This is a genomic window from Flavobacterium sp. ALJ2 (assembly GCF_015594725.1).
In the GTDB taxonomy this organism is placed as follows: Bacteria; Bacteroidota; Bacteroidia; order Flavobacteriales; family Flavobacteriaceae; genus Flavobacterium.
Window position 1 is genome coordinate 1 of record NZ_JADNRC010000093.1, and the last position, 318, is coordinate 318.

1 protein-coding gene is annotated in these 318 nt (G+C 37.1%); it reads left to right on the plus strand.

Annotated elements, in window-relative coordinates:
• Positions 1–318 (plus strand): hypothetical protein (locus IUY40_RS19360; protein WP_229335729.1); only part of this gene is annotated, 318 nt, incomplete at both ends.

A 318-nucleotide genomic window follows, 5' to 3' on the forward strand; every position in this document is an offset into this window, starting at 1 on the left:
CAGTAGATATTGTTGTTACAGCATTAACGGATGCTGTTATAGAGGATAATGAGACTGTAATTTTAACAGGAGGCGTTATAACAACAGGTTCATTAACTGGATTTGCTTGGGATGGTGCAGCCAAGGAGGCTACAGTAACCATTACAGATGTAACTGATGATGTAAATACACTATTAAACTTTTCTCCAACTACAGCAAATGTTGCAGAAGGATCAAGTACTAGTATAAAAGTGAGTTTACCAGAAGGAGTTACTCTGGGTAATCCACTGATTGTAAACTATACAGTATCAGGAACAGCAATAAATGGTACGGACTATA